Annotated in this window: 14 protein-coding genes, 3 tRNA genes and 1 other annotated feature; of the genes, 11 read left to right on the plus strand and 6 right to left on the minus strand. The window is 55.6% G+C overall.

The features are described 5' to 3' along the window. Positions 1–43: 43 nt before the first annotated feature. Both ACZYTD_RS07985 and ACZYTD_RS07990 read right to left on the minus strand, forming a co-directional pair. Entirely contained in the window at positions 44–2,716 is a 2,673-nt protein-coding gene (locus ACZYTD_RS07985) for a cation-transporting P-type ATPase (protein ID WP_463891059.1), read from the minus strand. Between the two features lie 234 nt (positions 2,717–2,950). Beyond that, positions 2,951–3,604, minus strand: coding sequence for a DedA family protein (locus tag ACZYTD_RS07990; RefSeq protein ID WP_463891061.1), 654 nt, complete (start codon positions 3,602–3,604; stop codon positions 2,951–2,953). 444 nt (positions 3,605–4,048) lie between these two features. On the opposite strand from ACZYTD_RS07990, the gene ACZYTD_RS07995 reads away from it, so the two are divergent. The 8 genes from ACZYTD_RS07995 (at position 4,049) to ACZYTD_RS08030 (ending at position 8,553) form a co-directional block, all read left to right on the plus strand. After that, complete coding sequence (locus ACZYTD_RS07995; RefSeq protein WP_463891064.1) at positions 4,049–4,255, plus strand: alternative ribosome-rescue factor A; 207 nt, start codon at positions 4,049–4,051, stop codon at positions 4,253–4,255. Positions 4,256–4,458: 203 nt separating this feature from the next. Beyond that, positions 4,459–4,938 (plus strand): DUF4124 domain-containing protein, encoded by a 480-nt coding sequence (locus ACZYTD_RS08000; RefSeq protein WP_463891066.1) that lies wholly within the window; start codon positions 4,459–4,461, stop codon positions 4,936–4,938. A gap of 276 nt (positions 4,939–5,214) precedes the next feature. Further along, positions 5,215–5,985 carry a uridine phosphorylase gene (gene udp / locus ACZYTD_RS08005; protein ID WP_463891068.1) on the plus strand — a complete coding sequence of 257 codons (771 nt, stop codon included), beginning with the start codon at positions 5,215–5,217 and terminating at the stop codon, positions 5,983–5,985. 146 nt (positions 5,986–6,131) lie between these two features. Then, positions 6,132–6,208: transfer RNA gene (locus ACZYTD_RS08010), tRNA-Val, on the plus strand. Between the two features lie 29 nt (positions 6,209–6,237). Then, a tRNA-Val gene (locus ACZYTD_RS08015) sits at positions 6,238–6,314 on the plus strand. A gap of 34 nt (positions 6,315–6,348) precedes the next feature. Continuing rightward, a tRNA-Val gene (locus ACZYTD_RS08020) sits at positions 6,349–6,425 on the plus strand. 488 nt (positions 6,426–6,913) lie between these two features. Beyond that, complete coding sequence (locus tag ACZYTD_RS08025; RefSeq protein ID WP_463891071.1) at positions 6,914–7,243, plus strand: helix-turn-helix transcriptional regulator; 330 nt, start codon at positions 6,914–6,916, stop codon at positions 7,241–7,243. Beyond that, on the plus strand, positions 7,237–8,553 hold the full coding sequence (locus ACZYTD_RS08030) for a type II toxin-antitoxin system HipA family toxin (protein ID WP_463891074.1): 1,317 nt from the start codon (positions 7,237–7,239) through the stop codon (positions 8,551–8,553). Before ACZYTD_RS08025 ends, ACZYTD_RS08030 begins: the two co-directional genes overlap by 7 nt. A gap of 52 nt (positions 8,554–8,605) precedes the next feature. On the opposite strand, the gene ACZYTD_RS08035 is transcribed toward ACZYTD_RS08030, so the two are convergent. The 4 genes from ACZYTD_RS08035 to ACZYTD_RS08050 form a co-directional block, all read right to left on the minus strand. Next, entirely contained in the window at positions 8,606–8,896 is a 291-nt protein-coding gene (locus ACZYTD_RS08035) for a hypothetical protein (protein ID WP_463891077.1), read from the minus strand. Between the two features lie 58 nt (positions 8,897–8,954). Beyond that, positions 8,955–9,662 carry a tRNA (adenosine(37)-N6)-threonylcarbamoyltransferase complex dimerization subunit type 1 TsaB gene (tsaB, locus tag ACZYTD_RS08040; protein WP_463891079.1) on the minus strand — a complete coding sequence of 236 codons (708 nt, stop codon included), beginning with the start codon at positions 9,660–9,662 and terminating at the stop codon, positions 8,955–8,957. Between the two features lie 20 nt (positions 9,663–9,682). Continuing rightward, complete coding sequence (locus tag ACZYTD_RS08045; RefSeq protein ID WP_463891081.1) at positions 9,683–11,644, minus strand: ATP-dependent DNA helicase; 1,962 nt, start codon at positions 11,642–11,644, stop codon at positions 9,683–9,685. 102 nt (positions 11,645–11,746) lie between these two features. Then, positions 11,747–12,025: a hypothetical protein gene (locus tag ACZYTD_RS08050; RefSeq protein ID WP_463891084.1), complete on the minus strand. Its 279-nt coding sequence runs from the start codon at positions 12,023–12,025 to the stop codon at positions 11,747–11,749. Between the two features lie 428 nt (positions 12,026–12,453). Beyond that, positions 12,454–12,590 (plus strand) — a sequence feature (His leader region). Between the two features lie 18 nt (positions 12,591–12,608). On the opposite strand from ACZYTD_RS08050, the gene hisG reads away from it, so the two are divergent. The 3 genes from hisG to hisC are packed head-to-tail and all read left to right on the plus strand — an operon-like array spanning position 12,609 to position 15,907. Then, on the plus strand, positions 12,609–13,505 hold the full coding sequence (gene hisG / locus ACZYTD_RS08055; RefSeq protein ID WP_463891086.1) for an ATP phosphoribosyltransferase: 897 nt from the start codon (positions 12,609–12,611) through the stop codon (positions 13,503–13,505). A gap of 12 nt (positions 13,506–13,517) precedes the next feature. Continuing rightward, a complete protein-coding gene (hisD, locus tag ACZYTD_RS08060) occupies positions 13,518–14,819 on the plus strand; it encodes a histidinol dehydrogenase (protein WP_463891088.1) in 1,302 nt (433 codons plus the stop codon). Beyond that, positions 14,816–15,907, plus strand: a complete 1,092-nt coding sequence (hisC, locus tag ACZYTD_RS08065; RefSeq protein ID WP_463891090.1) for a histidinol-phosphate transaminase — start codon at positions 14,816–14,818, stop codon at positions 15,905–15,907. The genes hisD and hisC overlap by 4 nt, the downstream gene beginning before the upstream one ends. The last annotated feature ends 7 nt before the right edge of the window (positions 15,908–15,914 follow it).

The raw sequence follows: 15,914 nt of genomic DNA on the forward strand, positions 1-15,914 counted from the left end.
CCTCAAGGGCATGTGTTGAGTAACGTTAAACCAGACATCAGGCTCAAACACTCAGCCGACGCAGCAGCCACTTCTCGGCCTCAACCAGCAAGAAGATGAGTGCGCCTGCGGCCAAAGTCAGCAGCCAGTAAAAAGCCGGTAGCGGCACAGTGCCAAAGGCGCTGTTCATAAACGGCAGGTAGATGATGGCCAGTTGCAACAGCAGAAGAGCCAATGTCGCCCACCACAACCCCTTGTTGCGCCACAGGTTGCGATCCAGCGGGAAGGCATCACTCACCCGACAGTTGAACATATAGACCCACTGGGCGGTCACCAGCGCCTGCAACAGCACGGTACGGATAAACTCGGCGCCATGACCGGCCGCCAGCAGCCAGGATTCCAGGGCAAAGGTGAGCCCGGCAATCAGCAGACCCACAAAGCCGATGCGCCAGATGGCGTGGGCGTCCAGCACATGACTGCCAGCATTGCGCGGCGGTCGCTGCATCAATCCCCGCTCGGCAGGCTCCAGTGCCAGGCCGAACGACAGCGTGGTCGAGGTCGCCATATTCAGCCAGAGGATCTGCAAGGGGGTGAGCGGCATCAGGGTGCCCAGCAAGATCGCAATCAGCACCAGCAACCCCTGGGCCAGGTTGGTCGGCAAAATAAAGAGGATGGTCTTCTTCAGATTGTCATAGACCCGGCGACCCTGCGCCACTGCCGTCGCCAGGGTGGCAAAGTTGTCATCAGTCAGCACCATATCGGCCGCTTCCTTGGTGACCTCTGTGCCCTTGATCCCCATGGCGATGCCCACATCCGCCTGCTTGAGCGCCGGCGCATCGTTGACCCCATCGCCTGTCATGCCCACCACTTCGCCCTGTGCCTGCAGGGCTCGCACCAGACGCAACTTATGCTCCGGGCTGGTACGGGCGAAGATGTCATAGCGGGCCGCTACCGGGATCAGAGCCTCATCATCCAGCCGCTCCAGCTCGGCTCCGGTCATGGCATCACGACCATTGCCGATCCCCAGCATGGCACCTATTGCCATGGCGGTTTGAGGGTGGTCACCGGTGATCATCTTGACACGGATCCCCGCCTGCTGGCACTGGGCGATGGCGGTGACAGCCTCGGGACGCGGTGGATCCATCATGCCGGCAATGCCCAAAAAGATCAGCGTTCCCTGCAGGCTGTCGTGAGAGAGTTCGCCCTCACCCGGCGTATAGATCCGCTCGGCTGCTGCCACCATGCGCAACCCCTGGCTGGCCTGCAGCGCCATCTGCCGCTCCCACTTAACCCGTTCAAACGGCTCTGGGCCCTGCTCGCCCCACTGCCCGGAGCAGAGGGCAAACAGCACATCCGGTGCCCCGGTGACCAGGATCCGCTGCTCATCACCGATCTGATGATGGGTCGCCATATATTTGTGACTGGAATCAAATGGGATCTTGCCCAACAGCTCGCCCGCACTCTGCTGCCCTGACTTCTCGGCCAGCACTCGCAGCGCCCCTTCGGTCGGGCCACCTGTGATGACCCAATGGCCATCGGCGTCCTGCTGCACCTGGCTGTCATTACACAGGGCCACGGCGGTAAGGAAGCGCGACAGTATGGGTTCATCCGCCAGAGAAACAGCAGTACCCTTTCGTAGAATACGTCCCACCGGCTCGTAGCTATCCCCCTCTACACTCAGGGTGCCATCGGCCAACAGCACACTTTTGACCGTCATCTCGTTCATGGTCAGAGTGCCTGTCTTGTCGGAGCAAACCACCGTCATGGCCCCGAGTGTCTCGACCGTCGGCAAGCGGCGGATGATGGCCTTCTGACGCGCCATACTCTGCACACCCAAGGAGAGAATGATGGAGATGATGGCAGGCAAGCCTTCGGGCACCGAGGCCACCGCCAGGCTGATCAGCGCCAGCAGCAACTCAGGTACCGGCATCTGGTGCAGCACCAGACCCAAGCCAAAGAGCAGCGCCATCATGGCCAGGATCAGCATGGAGATCCCCTTGCCCAAACGCGCCATCTGCTGCATCAACGGAGTCAGTTGCGCCTTGACCTCGACCATCATCTGGTTGATATGGCCCAGCTCGGTCTGCTGCCCGGTGGCCACCACTATGCCAATGCCGCCGCCACTGCTGATGGTGGTGCCGGAGAAGAGCATATTCAGCCGATCGCCTATCCCCAGCTCACCGGCCAGCGTCAGGGTATTTTTCTCCACCACTGTCGATTCACCTGTGAGGATCGCCTCTTCTACCCGCAGCGCGTGCGCCTCCAGCAGTCGCAGATCCGCAGGGACCCGATCGCCGGCCCGCAGGCGGATCAGATCCCCCGGTACCAACTCTCGCGCCGCGATACTGCGCTCGCCAGCGCCACGCAACACAGTCGCCTGGCTCGAGAGCATGCCCTGGATGCCGCGCAGTGACTTCTCCGCGCTGTTTTCCTGCATGAAGCCGATGAGGGCATTCACCACCGCCACTAGCGTGATGATCAGGGTATCGACCCAGTGGCCCATGACAAAGGTCAACACCGCCGCGGCCAGGAGTATATAAATCAATATATCGTTGAAGTGAGCCACAAAGCGTAACCAGGCAGGTTTGCTGACGGCTTTGGGTAATTCATTGGCGCCATATTGATTTAGCCGCTCCGTGGCCTGTCGCTCGGTGAGCCCCTGGGTTGTACTCTGTAGTTTCACCAGGGTCTCCCGGCTATCCAGCCGATACCAGGGGGGGGAATGGTTCTGTTTCATAAGGAATTCCTCATCTCTATAGCGAGTAAAAATACATAACTCAGGTTGTCAGCCATCGGCTCAAACCAGGCTCATCGGCCCATTTTTGGCAATTTCTGGCAATAGAAAGCCTCTGCTCATGGCTCGCAAGCAAGAACAGTCACTCATCAGGCGCCGTCATTGGCATCCCAAAGGGTTAACGTTATAAAGAGGTCGCTTTATTGCGCCCCTATCGACGGGATTGAATCATATGGGTCATAGCCGGCGTCGTTGCGCGCCACTGCGAGCAAAGCGCATCCCCAGTGCCACCACGGCACAGACAAACAGCAACACTGAACTGGTGAGCAACAGTTGGGTAACCAGCTCCTGATGGCGCATAAAAAACGGGATCGTCATCATCCACTTACCCACCAGACTCAGCAGCAGAGTCCACAAGAAGGCACTGGCAAAACTGACCACGGCCATGCGCAGAGGCGGCAACTTACCCATCCCCATCAGCATGGGAGTCAAGACCCGGACGAAGGGCAAAAAACGGGAGGAGAACATGGCGAGAAAGCCATGACGTGCCAGCAAATCTGCCGCCCGAGGCAGACTCTGCTCCGGGACTATCCGCTCCAGATAGCCCATTGCAGCCGTGCCCTGCAGCGCCCGCCCCTGCAGATAGGCCAGCAGGCTACCTATCCCCGCCGCCAGAGGCAGATAAAGCAGCGTCACTTCAGGCCCCAAGACTCCCATGCCAACCAAGCCTCCGGCCAGCAACAAGAGGCCATCACCCGGCAAAGGCATAAACACAAAGCTGGACTCCAGCAAGAGGATCACCACCAGTGTGCTGATCAGCAGCCCTACCGCCTCCAGCGCCAGCAGTTGCTCAAAATCCTGGTGCCAGATGGCCAGCAGCATCTCCTGCATCACACGTCCCCTATCGGTACCACAACATGGTTCAACTTATAGCATCGCAAAGCTGAATCGCGGACTAACAAGCTACAGAAGTGATGAATTTACCGATAGAAAAGCCATAATAAAACCATATGACGTGATTTATGACGCGACATTGCCACGTAAAGCCAGATTAATAGCCAATCAAATAATAGATTCAGGGGAAGGAGAAATGGAGGGGGGTGGATGAAAAGGAAAGAGTCGATTAGATAATAGAAAAGCCGAATCAAATCAAATTGATACACCATTTAACGATACTTACTCTCGAGATCAGTCTAATCACCTATGACTTTTTCATTAGAAAAACCGAAATGGTTTTGCCTGAAACCTAGTTTATGGGCAAAATAACAGCGATGTCTGTCATCTCAGCATCAAAATCTTATTTTACGATAAGGCAAAGCCATTACGGAGTAGACGATGAAAAAATCAAAACAACCATGTTTACATGACCATCAACGGGGTGAGATACGAGATAACGCCCTGCAAGCCCTGTTGAGCTCACCCCTGTTCCGCCAGCGCGTAGAGAAGAAGCTTAAAGGTAAAGGCAGCTATGTGCGCAAAAACAACCGGCGTGACTGGGAGCCCAGCCTTAAACTATCGCAAATGGAACTGGTGATAGTTTAAGGCTGGGCTTCTGGGACAGCCCTGTGAGTAAGAGGTTAAAAGTGGGAACCAAGTACAAATTTTAACCTTTAATCTTGCAAATTTATGTTAAGAAAACCATTCTCAAGGCCATGAGCTTCAAAAGACTCATACAGATTAATATAACAATAATGCCTTGGTCTCTTTAATAACTGCGGTTCACTGCGAATAGCAAGGAGCACTTTATGCGCACGAGTAACGGAATAAAACTTGTTTCTGCCACCCTGTTGATGGCATCTATGTCACTGTGCCAGGCACAAGAGGTCTATCGCTGGAATGACGTTCACGGCATAGTCCATTACAGCCAACTGCCACCGGCAGACGGGGAAGCTTTCGCCAAAGTTGATCCCAGTGTGGCTCGCACTCCGGGTAGTGAGCAGATAGGGCCTGAAGAGGTACAAGCTCGCCTGCTGGCCGGCGGTGATCTGCCACTAACGGCGGCCGGGGGCAACAAACCAGCCTGCTCACCCATGATGCAAGATGAGATGACCTACCGTGAGCGGAAGATTGAAGAGATGTATGTAGCTTCCCGCAATAATTGCGATGTGATCTTTGCATCGGTCAATGATGCGGCCAAGCGCAGCAGTTGCTACAACAATGTGGCGGCCGAAAAAACACGGCGTCAGGCGAACATGCCGATGTTCACAGAGTGTAACCCGCAATAAGCCCGGCTATGGGCATCAGCCTTTACCCATACAGCTGATGCCTGGCAGCCCAGAGCGCTGGTGATGGTTAAACATATTTTCCTGCTTTGCGAAAATGTGTGCGTTTGCTTCTGGCCAATATCTAGCAAATTACCACGACTCGCCTACCAAGAAATCTAACCCTTTGACGTGGGATCGGTTCACGTTTTCACCGCATTCCCCTCTAGCACCAATGCCACAGATAAACGCTCAATTGAGCCAACGTCATATCAGGAACATATCAGGAACCATGCCATCATGAATACACTCTCCACTGTCTTTCACCTGGGGCTAACCAAAGACCAGCTATGTGGAGCCCAGGTAGCCATAGTGCCAGGCGATCCGGCGCGGGTAGAAAAAATAGCCCAGGTGATGAACAACGCCCGGTTCCTGGCCAGCCATAGAGAATTTACCAGCTGGTTGGCCGAGCTGGATGGTCACAGCATTGTGATCTGCTCTACCGGGATTGGCGGCCCCTCCACCTCCATTGCCGTAGAAGAGCTGGCGCAGTTAGGAATACGCACCTTCCTGCGCATCGGCACCACGGGTGCAATTCAGCCCCATATCAAGGTAGGTGATGTATTGGTGACCACGGCGGCGGTACGCCTGGATGGCGCCTCCTTGCATTTTGCCCCCCTGGAATTTCCTGCTGTGGCTGATTTTGAGTGCACGACTGCCTTGGTGAACTCAGCACGAGCCGCCAATGTCCCCCTGCATATTGGCATAACAGCCTCATCAGATACCTTCTATCCAGGCCAAGAGCGTTATGACACCTACTCAGGGCGAGTAGTCAGCGCCCTACAAGGCTCCATGGCCCAATGGCAAGCCATGGGGGTCATGAACTACGAGATGGAGTCGGCAACCCTCTTCACCATGTGCGCAAGCCAAGGTCTGCGTGCGGGTATGGTGGCGGGAGTGATCGTCAACCGCACACAGCAAGAGATCCCCGACCCAGCGTCCATGCAAAGCTCGGAGAGTAAGGCCATACAAGTCGTGGTAGCCGCCGCCCGGCAACTGCTCACTGCCTGACCGATAAAAAGCATGTAACCAAACAGATTGCTTACGAAAAAAGCAAACGCACTCACGGAGTTACAAAACTTGGCGCTGGCTCTTGCCAGCGCCAGCGTTCACCGTTAATATGCGGCCCACTCAAGCGGTATTACCCTTGATGGTGTGCGTCCTTAGCTCAGCTGGTTAGAGCACCACCTTGACATGGTGGGGGTCGGTGGTTCGAGTCCACTAGGACGCACCATAATTGATGATTAGATTTTCGAATACGATGCGTCCTTAGCTCAGCTGGTTAGAGCATCACCTTGACATGGTGGGGGTCGGTGGTTCGAGTCCACTAGGACGCACCATTCGGAAACAGTTCATCAATAGAAACAATGTCTTGCGTCCTTAGCTCAGCTGGTTAGAGCATCACCTTGACATGGTGGGGGTCGGTGGTTCGAGTCCACTAGGACGCACCAAATTCACAAAAATCCCGCTCACGAGCGGGATTTTTGCTTTCTGTCGCATTCGTTTTTTCTTTCAAAAGCACTGAGTCATTCGAGCCTCTTTTTGATCTTGCGCCTAAAAAAGGCACTTCCGTGCCTAAATCCTCAGGCACAACGTGATCTCGTCGTGCCCAAGCCAGACCCCTACCCCATCCGGCACAAGATATGTTGCCCTCCCTGACATGAATAAATGCCAGCAAGAGAGCCATGTATCCTATGAATGCGCCATCAAGAGATGAGTAACTCAAGAGGTCGTTGCTCTACCCTCCGGATCGGCTCTCTTTTGCACCATGCAACCTACGCAGCTTAATGTTCCACCACTGGAACATTAATGCCATATAATGGCATTAATGTTCTTTTTTGGGCTCATTACTAGCACTCGATTTATCATTGCAGATAATGTGCTATATTTAGGACACTGGCTCATTATCTTGCAGTTTATGTCCAAATATAGGAACGCTATGATGGCTATAAATGGTTCGCCTGCGGCACTGGCAGAAGAGTTGGGATCTCGGCTTAAACAGGCGCGCCTGAACCTGGATCTAACCCAGGCCGATGTCGCCGAACGAGCCGGGGTCTCGCGTAAAGCCGTATTGAATGCAGAAAAAGGCCAAGCGCAGCTGGAGCTCTTTATTGCCATCATGGCTGCATTGAATTTGACCGCACAACTGGACCTCTTCCTGCCCAGGCTGGCTATCTCGCCACTTCAACTGGCCAAGTTGCAGGGCAAACAGCGGCAGCGCGCATCCTGGCAGAAAAAGAAACCCCAAGAGGATGCGCCAGAATGGTAATGGAAGTCCTCAGTGTTACCTATCAGCAGCACGATGTCGGAGCCGTGAGTTTTGATACCGAAACAGGAGTCGGCGCGTTTGAATATGCCCCCGGCTTTATCAAATCCGGGATAGAGCTCTCGCCGCTGAAGATGCCACTGGCAAGACGCATCTACACTTTCCCCGAACTGGCGTTTAATACCTTCCGCGGGCTGCCGGGTTTGATCGCCGACTCGTTACCCGATGACTTTGGTAATGCGGTGCTCAATGCCTGGGTTGCCTCGCAAGGCCACTCCCCCGCCGACATCACGCCATTACAGCGACTGCAATACACAGGGAAACGCGGCATGGGCGCCCTTGAATATGCCCCGGCCACCAAGATGAGAAGCCTCAATGCCTCGCAACAGGTCGAGATTGGTTCCCTGGTGGCTATTGCACAAGAGATCCTGGACAGTCGAAGCGACTTTGCCGTCGAGTTGAGTAAAGAGGGGCAAAATGATCGTGAAGCTATGATGTCGCTACTGTCTGTGGGGATGAGTGCGGGCGGAGCAAGGCCTAAGGCGGTGCTGGCCTTTAATGATGACTTCACCCAGGTTCGTTCTGGCCAGGCGAGTGTGCCTGAAGGCTTCACCCACTATCTGATGAAATTTGATGGCGTCAGCGAACACAATAAAAATCAGGAGACCTTCGGCGACCCCATGGGCTTTGGGGCTATGGAGTATGTCTACCATTTGATGGCTAAAGGGTGTGGTATCGATATGATGCCCTGCCGCTTGCTACCTGAGGGGAACCGACGACACTTCATCACCCAGCGTTTTGATCGCGTGGGAAACCAAAAAGTCCATGTACAGACCCTGAATGGCCTAGCCCATGTTGACTACAAAAAGCCCGGCTCCTTCTCCTATGCCGAACTATTTAGCGTTACCAGACAACTCAAGCTCTCGGCAACGGATGCAGAGCAGTTATTAAGAAGAATGACGTTTAATATCGTCGCCCGAAATCATGACGATCACGCCAAGAACTTCGCCTTCATATTAAAGGGGGAACAGTGGTCTTTGGCCCCAGCCTATGACTTGGCCTATAGCTACAAACCCGGCAGCCAGTGGGTTAACAGCCACTGGATGAGTCTCAATGGTAAACGAGACGACTTCACCCGGCAGGATTTTTACGCCTTGAAAAAGCTAAGCCCACTCTTCACCAGAGAAAGGATCAACCGAATTCTGGATGAGACGATAGAGAGTGTCGCTAACTGGAAAAAACTGGCCGCTGAGGTTGATGTGCCAGAACGGCTCATTGAGGAGGTTGGGTCAAATTTGAGACTGAGCATTTAACTATGTGTAACAACCTGACACGGCCTGGTGTAATAACCGGACTCGGTCTGGCTCAGGCATAGATATCCAGGCGTAAGAGTTGCTGTAACTCATCACGTTTTTCCTGGCGGGCTATGCTCTGATAGGCATTAACCGCCCGCCCCTCACGACCCGATGGCTGATCATAACTCAGCCGCTCTGCCGCCTCTTCGGCGCCCTCGGCCATGCGCAATACGGCAGGGGAGCTCCGCTCCTGCTGCTCTTCTTTGACCGCATCAGGGCGATTAGCGGTAGCGGGCGAAACGGCTCCCAATCCGACGCGAGTCAGACTCTGTGATGCCATGTCAATCGAGCGAATCGTCATTCCCTCTCCCGCTAACCGTAACTCAAACAACCAAAGGTTCGAGCATGCCTAAAACTAATTATTCACGACCTGGCAATTTTTTCCAGGTTACTTTATCACGCAAGTAAACCGGCGTAGCAAGAGCCGGCTCACATGCCTGCTGCAACATATGGGGTTGCTGTGCTATGACAAGCATATCCTGTGCCCAAGGCAACGACTCCGCATCCAGGCAGATGGCCTCTCCCAGGCAGGTAAACGCAGCCGCATAGGCTGAAAAACCCGTACCTATCGCCAACCAGGATCCTGGATTATCCAGCATAAGTTGTTGGCAACAGGCCGCCGCCAGCTCAGGTGCAAGAACAGACTCATCAGCGAGGGGCTCCATGATGCCGTCGCGCAGGGTGAACGCGGCAAAATAGACCTCATTCATCCGGGCATCAATGGCGCAAAACACCCGCTCGGCTCCCGTCCGGCGGTGACACCCTTGGGCTAACGCGGCCAGATCGGAGATGGCAATCAGCTTCTTACCCGCACCGAAAGCCAACCCTTGGGCCACGCCTATGCCGATGCGCACCCCGGTGAACGAGCCAGGTCCGCGGCCAAAGGCGATGACATCCAGCTCTCCTAGCGTCAAGCCCGCATCGTGCAGCAGCTGTTCGCACATGGGCAGTATCTTGCGAGTATGGGCCTGGGGCGCCACCTCGGCACAACTTGTTATTACACCCTCTACCAATAGGGCGGCAGAGCAGGCTTCGGTGGCGGTATCGATCGCCAAAATTTTGGTCATCTATCTACTTCTCGGTACGGTTATGACTGGGCATCCAACTGGGCTGAACCGCTCTGCGCAGTCGCCATCTGTTGCCAGAAGCTGGCAATATTTGCCAGTTCACGGGTTCTAGGCATGGGCGGCAAACTCTGTAAAAAAGTGCCGCCATAGGGGCGATTCACCAAACGGGGGTCGCACAAGATCAGTACACCACGATCCTGCATGTCCCGGATGAGCCGCCCGACCCCTTGCTTGAGCGTAATGACCGCATCCGGCAATTGTAACTCGTTAAAGGGGTCGCCCCCCCGCAGACGACAATCTTCTATCCGGGCTTTGAGCAAGGGGTCATCGGGCGCGGTAAACGGCAGTTTATCTATGATAACACAAGAGAGTGCCGCCCCCCTGACATCGACCCCCTCCCAGAATGAGGCGGTTGCCACCAAGATGGCGCGGCCATTCTCCACAAACTGACTGAGCAGGCGCTGTTTATTGTCCTCACCCTGCACCAGAACCAGACGACCCACGTCGCGGCGCAACACCTCGGCGACCTGACGCAGGCTTTGATAGCTAGTACATAAGAAGAAGATGCCGCCAGGCACCTTGTTAATAACCGGCACCAGACGCTCTGCCAGCTCGGTGGCTCGCCGCACAAAGCCGGTATCCGGCAACCCTCTCGGCACACAGAGCAGGGATTGTTCGGCATAGGCAAACGGACTCTCCAATACCAATTGCTCGGCGGCGCCGATCCCCAAACGCTGGCTGAAGTGGTCAAACCCATGGCCCACCGTCAGGGTGGCCGAGGTGAAGATCCAGCTACACCCGGGGCGCATCACCTCACTGTGGAATCGCTCGGCGATAGAGAGGGGCGTCAGGTTCAGGGAAAAATGCAACCGGCTAGTGTCAAACCAATAGGCGGCACCGCTCTGCTCGGTCTGGGTCAGACGCTCCAGTTTGCCCTGATACTCGACTATGCGTTCAAAGCAGTGATCGAGCCGCTCACCGCGCCCCAGAGCCAACTTCAACACATCGTAGCAGAGGCGATGGCTATCTTTTAGCCGCTGCAGGGTGCGATCGAATAGCGGATTACCCATCCAGTCCCGTAAATTGCCACGACTGGGCTCTACCCCAAAGGCCAGCCGTTGCTCACGACAGGCGAGCTCCAATGCCTCGGCTGCACGCGCCAACTGGGCCATGTCAGCCGCCTCCACCCGCTGGGCCAGCACCATCTCTTGGGCCAGATCTTGCAACTGTCGGCTGGAGAGACTCTCGCCAAAATAGCCGCTAGCGATATCAGGCAGTTGATGGGCCTCATCAAAGACATAAACATCCGCATCGGGGATCAACTCGGCAAATCCCGTCTCCTTGACCACCATATCGGCAAAGAAGAGATGGTGGTTAATGACCAGCAGCTGAGCCTCCATGGCCTGGCGGCGAGCCCGCACCAGATAACAGTCGTCATAGCGTGGGCACTCGCGTCCCAGACAGTTGTCGTTGGTACTGGTCACATGAGCAATAATAGGTGCCTGCTCGACCAGTTCGGGGATATCGGCTATATCGCCACTTGCGCTATCGATGGAGAAACGTTTGACCCGCACCAGATCGGCCAGCACCTCCGCCTCCTGTAAATGAGAGGTCACCAGCAGTTGATCTAGCCTGTGCAGACAGAGGTAGTTGGCTCGCCCCTTAAGCAGCGCTACCGCGCCCTTGTACTCCATAGCGGCCAACAGGGAAGGTAAATCACGATTATAGAGTTGCTCCTGCAGCGCTTTGGAGCCGGTGCTGATGATCACCCGTTTACCGGATGCTAATGCAGGCACCAGGTAGGCGAAGGTCTTGCCGGTACCTGTGCCCGCTTCCACCAACAACTGGCCAGTGGCATCAATAGTCCGGGCCACCGCCTCGGCCATCAAGCGTTGCGACTCCCGCGGGGCAAAGCCGGTTAAGGTTTGCGCCAGCAACCCCTGGGTAGCAAAAAAATCAGTAACGCTCTGTGGATGGCTCACTATGGGATCCGGCAAGAAGCAAGGCGGGGATTATAAGAAAAAGTGCCGCGAAGACGAAGGAGAAAGGCACTAGAGGCGGGCAAAAAGCAGCAACTCATCCGCTCAAACAAAAAGATCCACATGTTCAGGGGCATCCCCCTCTGCAGGTTTATGCTCATCCGCTTCTGTTGTCTCCTCCTGCTCGTCCGGCTCACTCTCGGCCTTGCCATGTGAGGGATGATACTCATCCTGTGCCGAGTGTTCAGCCGGATCCTTGTGTACCTCGGTTTGCTTAATCACCGGCTCTTTTTGGATGCGCGTGATATCGCGATGAAAGTCGCCGGAACCCGGTGCTATGGGGGCTCTGGGCAGAATGCTGTAGAGCAGATCTTGGTTTGGCATAGCAGGTTCCTCCTCTACTCATAGTATCGGCCAAACCCGGCTAAGCTGGAGCCCTAAATAGCAGCAACTGAGGTTCTTGGCTAACCGCCATCAACCTCAGTCTGCGTCCTAGTGTTCACATCGAATGGTCTGATGCCGAGCACTTACGATGCAAATAAAACCGAATAAACCGCGTGTTCCCCCACGCCAGTGACCACGTTTTATCTCAACACAATCTCAAGTGGCGGTTGTTTTACATGATTTTTAAATCAAATTTAGATGTTTACTCCGCAGATAGGGAGAGTTAGGCGAACATTACCATCAAGAGCAGTCAGATCCGATAGGCAAACTTGACTTGCATTTTTTATCAGGGGCTGTATGTTGGAGCGCAGCCGAACAAGGAAACTGGTAAGCCACACTATGATCCGTCAACTCTTGAACACTATTCATCACCACCATCATCATCCGGAATAGTCTTTCAGGAGGGTGACTGCTGGAAGACACGATAAGGTGAACTTCCAACGCAGCGGCCCAAGCCAAAGTTGCAAAACCCTCGGAAGGTCACCACCTCCGGGGGTTTTTTGTTTTAAGAAGGAATGAAAAAATGGAAACAAAGCGTCTACGTATTGCCATGCAAAAGTCCGGTCGTCTGAGCCAGGACTCCCAGGCTCTGTTCAAAAGCTGCGGCCTGAAGATTAATCTGCGCGAAGATCGCCTGATTGCCCACGTCGAAAACATGCCGATTGATATTTTGCGGGTACGTGATGACGATATTCCCGGTCTGGTGATGGACGGCGTAGTCGATGTCGGTATAGTCGGCGAGAACGTCCTCGAAGAGACCATGCTAGAACGTAAGGCCCTGGGTCTGGCCATCGACTATAAAGAGCTCAAACGTCTGGACTACGGTGATTGCCGCCTCTCGCTGGCCATTCCCCAGGAGCAGGTTTGGGATGGCCCCGCCAGCCTGGCCGGCGCGCGCATCGCCACCACCTACCCCAATCTGCTCAAGCGCTTCTTTGATGAACTAGGTCTTAAATTCAAACCTGTCATGTTGACTGGCTCAGTTGAAGTAGCACCTCGCGCCGGTCTGGCCGATGCCATCTGTGATCTGGTGAGCTCAGGCGCCACCCTGGAGGCCAACGGCCTCAAAGAAGTACAGGTCATCTATCGCTCCAAGGCTACCCTGATCCAGGCAGCCGGTGAACTCGAGCCCAGCAAGCAAGCGACCATCGACACCCTGATGCCCCGTCTGCAAGGCATGCTACAAGCGCGCGAAAGCAAGTACATCATGCTGCACGCCCCAAAGGAGAAGCTGGCCGAGATCACTGCCCTGCTGCCTGGTGCCGAAAAACCCACCATCATGAACCTGGCTGGCGACACCAACCATGTGGCCCTGCATGTAGTTTCGACTGAAACGCTGTTCTGGGAAACCATGGAGAAGCTCAAGGCCTTGGGCGCCAGCTCCATTCTGGTTCTGCCCATTGAGAAGATGATGGAATAAGGGGCAAGCTCAATGCGTATCGTTAACTGGAATGAACTGGATCAGGAGCAGCGACGTCAGCTGCTCACCCGGCCAGCCATGAATGGCGCCGATGATATCGCCAACACGGTCACGGACATTATCAATCGCATCCGCTGTGAAGGAGATAAGGCGCTAAAAGAGTACACAGCAGCCTTCGATCGGGTTGCCGATGGCAACATAGTGCTGAGCAGTGCCGCCATTGACGCGGCCTGTGCCCGAGTCAGCCCGGCGATGAAAGCGGCTATCGCCCACGCCTACCGTAACATCGCCACCTTCCATGAGGCCCAGAAGAGTACGCCAATCCAATTGGATACCCAACCCGGGGTACGCTGCGAGCTGCACACCCATGCCATCACCCGAGTCGGTCTCTATGTCCCCGGTGGTAGTGCGCCTCTGGTCAGTACAGTGCTGATGCTGGCCATTCCAGCCAAGATCGCCGGTTGCCGCAAGGTGGTGCTCTGCTCCCCGCCCCCGGTAGCTGACGAGATCATCTATGCCGCCAACCTGTGTGGAGTCAGCGAGATCTACACCATGGGCGGGGCGCAAGCGATTGCTGCCATGGCCTATGGTACCGCCACAGTCGCCAAGGTTGACAAGATCTTCGGCCCGGGCAATGCCTGGGTTACCGAAGCCAAACGCCAAGTCAGCATGGATTTTCGCGGTGCCGCCATCGACATGCCGGCCGGTCCCTCTGAGGTGCTGGTCATTGCCGATGAAAGCGCCAATCCGGCGTTTGTGGCCGCCGATCTGCTCTCCCAAGCCGAGCACGGTGCTGACTCCCAAGTTGTGCTGGTGACACCGAGCCAAACCTTGGCGGACGCAGTTAACCGTGAACTAGAGCCGCAAGTTGCCGCACTATCCCGTGCCGAGATTGCCAAGAAAGCGCTGGCCTCCAGCCTGACTATCCTGAGCGATGATCTAGCCCAAGCCTGCCTCATTTCCAATGAGTATGCGCCTGAGCACCTGATAATCCAGACCAAGGCTCCCCGCGCCCTGCTGCCGCGTCTGGAAAATGCCGGCTCCATCTTCCTGGGGGCCTGGACGCCAGAGTCGGTGGGGGATTACGCCAGCGGCACCAATCATACCCTGCCCACCTATGGCTATGCTCGCACTGCCTCCAGCCTGGGTTTGGCTGACTACCAGCGCCGCTACACAGTGCAGGAACTCAGCGCCGAAGGGTTGCGCGATCTGGCCACCACAGTCACCACCATGGCTGATGCCGAAGGGCTCACCGCGCACAAGCGTGCCGTCACCATTCGGATGGATGTGATCAATCAGGAGCAGAAATCATGAGCCTAACTAGCCAGACTGCCACCACTTACTTGACCTCGCTGGCTTGCCAACGCGTACAGGCCCTGACGCCCTACCTCTCCGCTCGTCGCATCGGTGGTAAGGGGCATGTCTTCCTCAATGCCAACGAATCCCCCAAGAGCGAAAGCTATCAGCTGGACTCCAGCCGCCTGAATCGCTACCCAGAGTGCCAACCCCCCGAGGTGATTGAACGTTATGCCGCCTATGCGGGTGTGCAGAGCAATCAGGTACTGGTAAGCCGTGGTTCGGATGAGGCGATTGAACTCCTCATTCGTACCTTCTGTGAGCCGGGCCAGGAGGAGATCCTCTTCTGCCCTCCCACCTATGGCATGTATAGCATCAGTGCCGAAACCTGTGGCGTAGGCATGCGTACCCTGCCTCCGTTGCCTGATTTCCAACCCAATGTGCCGGCGATTCTGGAAGAGCTCCAGCGGGGCAAGCCTGTCAAGGTGCTCTTCTTCTGCTCCCCCAACAACCCCACCGGCACTGTGCTCGACCGCGACAAGCTGCTAGCCATTCTGGCGGCCACCGCAGGCAAGAGCATAGTGGTGGTGGATGAAGCCTACATCGAATTCTGCCCGCAATTTAGCATGGTGGATTTGATCACTGCGCATCCGAATCTGGTGATCACTCGCACTCTTTCCAAGGGGTTTGCTCTGGCCGGTCTGCGCTGTGGCTTCACGCTGGCCAACAGTGAAGTGATCAGCCTGCTGCTCAAGGTGATCGCGCCCTACCCCATTCCTGAGCCAGTGGCGCAGATCGCCGCCCAAGCCCTGGATGAGTCAGGTCTGGAGAAAATGCGCAGCCGTGTAGCATGGCTCAATCGTCTCAAAGCCGAGCTCAAGGCCGAGATGCGCAAGCAAGCCTGTGTGCAAGAGATCTTCGATGATCACGGCAACTTCCTGCTGGCTCGCTTTACCAGCGGCTCCAAGCTGTTCCAGGCCATGGTGGATCAGGGGATCATACTGCGCGACTTCGGCAACAAGCCCATGCTGAGTGATTGCGTGCGTATCACCATAGGTGACGAGGCCGAGATGGCCGAAGTTCTGGCCGTATTGAAGAGCCTGTAAGGCCAAG

This window comes from Pseudaeromonas sp. HNCC25DJ180 (assembly GCF_055413345.1).

Coding starts and splice junctions, on each gene's coding strand:
- ACZYTD_RS08000 (WP_463891066.1), top strand. CDS start 4,459: ATGCGCACGAGTAACGGAATAAAACTTGTTTCTGCCACCCTGTTGATG.
- hisD (WP_463891088.1), top strand. CDS start 13,518: ATGCGTATCGTTAACTGGAATGAACTGGATCAGGAGCAGCGACGTCAG.
- ACZYTD_RS08030 (WP_463891074.1), top strand. CDS start 7,237: ATGGTAATGGAAGTCCTCAGTGTTACCTATCAGCAGCACGATGTCGGA.
- ACZYTD_RS07995 (WP_463891064.1), top strand. CDS start 4,049: ATGAAAAAATCAAAACAACCATGTTTACATGACCATCAACGGGGTGAG.
- udp (WP_463891068.1), top strand. CDS start 5,215: ATGAATACACTCTCCACTGTCTTTCACCTGGGGCTAACCAAAGACCAG.
- hisG (WP_463891086.1), top strand. CDS start 12,609: ATGGAAACAAAGCGTCTACGTATTGCCATGCAAAAGTCCGGTCGTCTG.
- ACZYTD_RS07985 (WP_463891059.1), bottom strand. CDS start 2,716: ATGAAACAGAACCATTCCCCCCCCTGGTATCGGCTGGATAGCCGGGAG.
- ACZYTD_RS08025 (WP_463891071.1), top strand. CDS start 6,914: ATGATGGCTATAAATGGTTCGCCTGCGGCACTGGCAGAAGAGTTGGGA.
- ACZYTD_RS08035 (WP_463891077.1), bottom strand. CDS start 8,896: ATGACGATTCGCTCGATTGACATGGCATCACAGAGTCTGACTCGCGTC.
- ACZYTD_RS08050 (WP_463891084.1), bottom strand. CDS start 12,025: ATGCCAAACCAAGATCTGCTCTACAGCATTCTGCCCAGAGCCCCCATA.
- ACZYTD_RS07990 (WP_463891061.1), bottom strand. CDS start 3,604: ATGCAGGAGATGCTGCTGGCCATCTGGCACCAGGATTTTGAGCAACTG.
- hisC (WP_463891090.1), top strand. CDS start 14,816: ATGAGCCTAACTAGCCAGACTGCCACCACTTACTTGACCTCGCTGGCT.
- tsaB (WP_463891079.1), bottom strand. CDS start 9,662: ATGACCAAAATTTTGGCGATCGATACCGCCACCGAAGCCTGCTCTGCC.